Genomic DNA, 4,503 nt, shown 5'->3' on the forward strand with positions numbered 1-4,503 from the left:
GGTCCCCGCGGCCCCTCCGGGCGTGTTGCGCTGTCGGCCGGTCCGACTTCCCACTCCGCCGGTCGGGCGGGGCACTCATCCCCGCCGCAGGAAGAGCGCCGAGGCGAGGGCGGCGAGCAGCACCAGCGCGGTGTTCACGGCGATCGCCCAGGTGACCCCGGTCAGCACGGTGGTCCCCGCGGCGGTCGCGGTGGCGACCGCGCTCATCACCGGGGTGCCCAGGGTGATGCCGACCTGCTGGGTCATGGTGGCGACGCCGGTGGCCAGCCCCTGCTCCTCGTCCGGCAGGCCCGAGGTGGCCGTCACCATGAAGCCGACGATCGCCAGCATGTTGCCGACCCCGCCGACGAAGGTCGCCGCCAGCAGCAGGCCGAGCCAGGCCCGGTCGGCGCCGAGCAGGAGCAGCGCGGCGGTCGCGGCGGCCTGCACCAGGAATCCCGCGAGCAGCGCGCCCCGGCTGCCGAGCCGCCCGATCAGCCGCGGCGCGACCACACCGCCGAGCACGGTGCCGGCACCCAGGACCCCGAAGGCCAGGCCGGTGGCCAGCGCGGAGAAGCCCAGCACCCGCTGGAGGTAGAGGGTCAGCAGGAAGACCAGCGAGGTCTCGGTGGCGAAGGCCAGCAGGCCGGCCGCGTTGCCCCAGACCACCGTGCGCCGCCGCAGCACCCGGACCGGCACGAGGGGCGAGGCGGCGGTCCGCTCGACGAACCAGAACGCCACCAGCAACGCCGCGCCCAGTCCCAGCGAGCCGAGCGCGAGCGGGTCGCCCCAGCCGTGCTCACCGGCCGCCGTCAGTCCGTGGACCAGGGCGAGCAGACCGCCGGTGACGGTGACCGCCCCCGGGAAGTCCATCCGGACCTTCCCGGCCGGCCGGCTCTCCGCGATCAGCCGGGGCGCCACCAGCAGGACGGCCAGGGCCACCGGCACGTTGACGAAGAACGCCCAGCGCCAGCTCAGCAGGTCGGTGAGCAGCCCGCCGAGCACCGCGCCCGAGGTGAAGCCGGCCGACATCAGCGCGCCGTTCAGGCCCAGCGCCCGCTCGCGCAGCGGGCCCTCCGGGAAGGCGGTGGTGAGCAGCGCCAGCCCGGCCGGCGTGACGGCGGCGGTGGCCAGGCCCTGCGCCACCCGGGCGGCCAGCAGCAGCTCCGGGGTGGTGGCCAGCCCGCCGACCAGCGAGGAGACGCCGAGCACGGCGAGACCGATCAGGAACACCCGGCGCCGCCCGAAGAGGTCGGCGACCCGTCCGAACAGCAGGGTGAAGCCCGCCGCGCTCAGGGCGAAGGCGGTGGCGATCCACTGCAGGCTGCCGAGCCCGAAGCCGAGGCTCTGGCCGATCACCGGCAGGGCGACGTTCAGGATCGAGAAGTCCACCGCCAGCATGAACTGGGCGGCCAGCAGCACGACCAGGACGAGCCGCTGCCGGCCGGTCATTCCGGCTGGTGTGCGGGGGAGGGCTGGTGCTTCGGACAGGGTGGCGGTCATCGCTCCGCTGCCTTTCGACTCGACGGGGTGTTCCGGGTACGGCAGCAGCCTGCTGGGCCGCGCCGGGGGTACCCAGACCCCCGCGGAGGGTGGCACCGGCAGGGACAGGCTCCGCGCCGCCCGGCGGTGTTCACTGGAGGCATGACCGCACCCGAGACACCGTCAGCGCAGCAGCCCCGGTCGGCGGAGAGGCCGTCGTCGGCCCCCTCCTCGGCGGCGTCGGCCTCCTCGGCGTCGTCGGCGGGGGCGGAGAAGCCCAGCGAGCTGGGCGAGTTCCTGCGCACCCGCCGCGCCCGGCTGCGACCCGAGGACGTCGGGCTGACCACGTACGGCAGCCGGCGCCGGGTGCCCGGGCTGCGGCGCGAGGAGCTGTCCCAGCTGGCGGGCGTCAGCATCACCTACTACACGCGGCTGGAGCAGGGGCAGAGCCGCAACGTCTCCGACGAGGTGCTGGACGCCATCGCCCGGGCGCTGCGCCTCGACGGCGACGAGCACGCCCACCTGCGCAACCTGGCCCGCCCGGGCCGGCCGGCGAAGGGCCGCCCGGCCGAGCGCTTCGAGCGGGTCCGGCCGGCGGTGGGCCGGCTGATCGCGGCGATGGCCGACGTCCCGGCGGTGGTGGTCGGCCTGCGCAACGAGGTGCTGGCCTGGAACCCGCTCGGCCACGCACTGCTGGCCGGGCACCTGGACGCGGCGGCGCCGGACTCGCCGTCGGCGCGCCCCAACCTCTCCCGACTGCTCTTCCTCGACGCGCGGACCCGGGAGCTCTACCCGTGCTGGGAGACCGAGGCCCGGGCCCAGGTCGCCTTCCTGCGGCTGGCCGCCGGGCGGCACCAGGAGGACCGGCAGCTGGCCGAGGTGATCGGCGAGCTGTCGATGAAGAGCGCGGAGTTCGCGGCGCTCTGGTCGCGCCACCCGGTGCACGACTGCCTGTTCGGCACCAAGGAGTTCCACCACCCGGTGGTCGGGGACTTGGCGCTGGACTTCGAGGCGCTGCCGCTGCCGGAGGCGTCCGGGCACCGGATGCTGCTCTTCAGCGCGGTGCCCGGCTCGTCGTCGGAGGCGGGCCTGCGGCTGCTGGCGGCCAGCGCGGCGGCTTCGGGGTGGGCCCCGGGGTGGACGTCGGCGGGCCGGGAGCCGGTCGAGGACTGAGCCGGTCGTCACCCGGGAACGACGAGGGGCCCTGCCCCCGCACCGCCGTGCGGGGGCAGGGCCCCTGTGGTGGTCCGTGGGCCGGTCAGCGCTGGGGACGCAGCCGGCGCACGGCGAACAGGACGCCCGCGCCGAGCGCGACGAACGCGGCGGAGGCGGCGGCGAGGAAGCCGTTGGGGGTGCCGGCGCCGGTCTGGGCGAGCTCGGGGGTGCCCGCCGGGGCGGTGGTGGCGGGCGCGGTGGTGGCGGAGGCGGTCGGCGTGGCCTTGGGGGTGGCGGGGGTCTGGGCCGCGGTCGGGGTCTTGTCCTCGACGGGTGCGACGGGGGCGGCCGACTTCGGGGCGGCGGGCTTGGTGGTGGGCTTGGCCGTGGTCGTGGGCTTCGCGGCCGGCTTCGCGGCGGTCGCCGGCTTGACCGGGGCGGCGGTGCGGAGCACCTTGTAGGTGTGGGTGCCGCCCCGCTCCAGGGGGTAGCCGTCGGCCTTGCCACCGAGGTAGACCTCGAAGCTCTTCAGGTCGGCGGCGGCGTTCGCCGAGACGGAGACGCGGAAGGCGAAGTGGGTCGCGTGGCCGTCGGTGAGCTGCTTGGTCTTGAGCGAGCTGGTGTCGGCGATGATCGTGGGGTCGCAGCCGTGGCGGAGGGTGAGCTTCTTCCAGCCGTGCTCCGTGGCGGCCTCCACGGTGAAGTCCTCCAGCCGGGTGGAGCCTTCCGGGTTGAAGATCGCGATGCCGGGGCCGACGTTCTCGTAGGGGGCGCCGGTGAAGTTGGTGATCCCTACGCCGATCTCGGCCTTGGCGCCGCCGGCGGTGATGCTCTGGCCGTCGGGGGTCATGTGGAACCCGGCGGTGAGGTTGCCCCGGTGGGCGGAGGCGGGGGTGACCGGCTTGGTCTCGGCGGCGGCCGTGTTCCCCGAGCCACAGGCCCAGGAGGCCTCGGCGGTCATCAGCTGGACGGAGCCGGCGAGGACGACGGTGGCGGCGACGGCGGCGAGCCGGCGGCGGCCGGAGGTGGCGGTGATGTTCTTCGTGAAAGAGGGCATAACGGACTTGCGCATGACGTGTTTCCCCAGGGTCACGGTGCTGACGGTGTGTGAAGACGACCGGCCCCGCTGTCAGCGGTAGCGCCCCCCGGCCTTGCCGGTCTCGCTCTCCGTGCCTTCATCCGTATAGACGCGCATCTCCGCCAGCGGTTGCAGGTGGTTCAGAAGTTTTTCGAGACTCTTCCGACCAGGGCGTTCGCTTCTGTGGGACGGCGAGGCCCCGCCCTGATGCGCGGGGCCTCCGCGGGCGTCCGGTCAGTGCGGTTGGGCGTGGCGTGCGGGTTTCTTCGGTGGGGTGCGGTGGTGGGTTTCGGGGCCGTAGTGGCCGGCCTGGCGGGCGATCCAGGCGTATTCGTGGGTGCCGTCGGGGCGGGTGCGCAGTTCCCAGCGGCCGTGGGGGGTGATGGGTGGGGGCGGGGGCGGTTGGGGGTGGTGGTTGATTTTGAGGGTGGTGAGGACGCCGAGGGCGACGGTGGTGAGGGCGAGGGCGAGGAGGGTGAGGAGGGCCGCGCCGACGAGGAGGTTGGCGGTGCCGGTTCTCATCGGCGGATCCGCAGGGCGCGGTGGCCGAGGTGGGCGGCGAGGTCGTGGAGGAGGTCGTGGGCCTGGTGGTGGGTGAGGGGGAGGGCGAGCTGTTCGCCGGGGCCGGTGTGGAGGTCGAGGTCGACGGCGAGGCGGAGCTGGAGGGTGGCGTCGGGGGCGTGTTCGACGGTGAGGTAGGCGACGGTGGTGCGTTCGGTGTGGATGGCGTCGGTGGTCATCGGGATCAGGACTCCCACGGGGGGTTCCTCTCGGTGTCGGGTCGGGGGGTGGTGGTCACGCGGCGGCGT

At 74.7% G+C, this 4,503-nt stretch carries 5 protein-coding genes; 1 reads left to right on the forward strand and 4 read right to left on the reverse strand.

Features of this window, described 5'->3' with window-relative positions; genetic code table 11:
• Positions 1-75 precede the first annotated feature (75 nt).
• Positions 76-1,482 carry an MFS transporter gene (locus ABZ497_RS36485; RefSeq protein WP_359812380.1) on the reverse strand — a complete coding sequence of 469 codons (1,407 nt, stop codon included), beginning with the start codon at positions 1,480-1,482 and terminating at the stop codon, positions 76-78.
• A 141-nt stretch (positions 1,483-1,623) separates the two neighbouring features.
• Between ABZ497_RS36485 and ABZ497_RS36490 the strand changes: the two genes are divergently transcribed.
• Entirely contained in the window at positions 1,624-2,634 is a 1,011-nt protein-coding gene (locus ABZ497_RS36490) for a helix-turn-helix transcriptional regulator (RefSeq protein WP_359812383.1), read from the forward strand.
• Between the two features lie 85 nt (positions 2,635-2,719).
• Here the strand turns inward: ABZ497_RS36490 and ABZ497_RS36495 are convergent, their stop codons facing one another.
• The 3 genes from ABZ497_RS36495 to ABZ497_RS36505 all read right to left on the reverse strand — a co-directional run bounded on the left by ABZ497_RS36495 (position 2,720) and on the right by ABZ497_RS36505 (position 4,452).
• Positions 2,720-3,688 carry a hypothetical protein gene (locus tag ABZ497_RS36495; protein WP_359812386.1) on the reverse strand — a complete coding sequence of 323 codons (969 nt, stop codon included), beginning with the start codon at positions 3,686-3,688 and terminating at the stop codon, positions 2,720-2,722.
• A gap of 240 nt (positions 3,689-3,928) precedes the next feature.
• Entirely contained in the window at positions 3,929-4,216 is a 288-nt protein-coding gene (locus tag ABZ497_RS36500; protein ID WP_359812389.1) for a hypothetical protein, read from the reverse strand.
• On the reverse strand, positions 4,213-4,452 hold the full coding sequence (locus ABZ497_RS36505; protein WP_359812391.1) for a hypothetical protein: 240 nt from the start codon (positions 4,450-4,452) through the stop codon (positions 4,213-4,215). The genes ABZ497_RS36500 and ABZ497_RS36505 overlap by 4 nt, the downstream gene beginning before the upstream one ends.
• Positions 4,453-4,503 lie beyond the last annotated feature (51 nt).

This window comes from Kitasatospora sp. NPDC005751 (genome assembly GCF_040630835.1).
In the GTDB taxonomy this organism is placed as follows: Bacteria; Actinomycetota; Actinomycetes; order Streptomycetales; family Streptomycetaceae; genus Kitasatospora.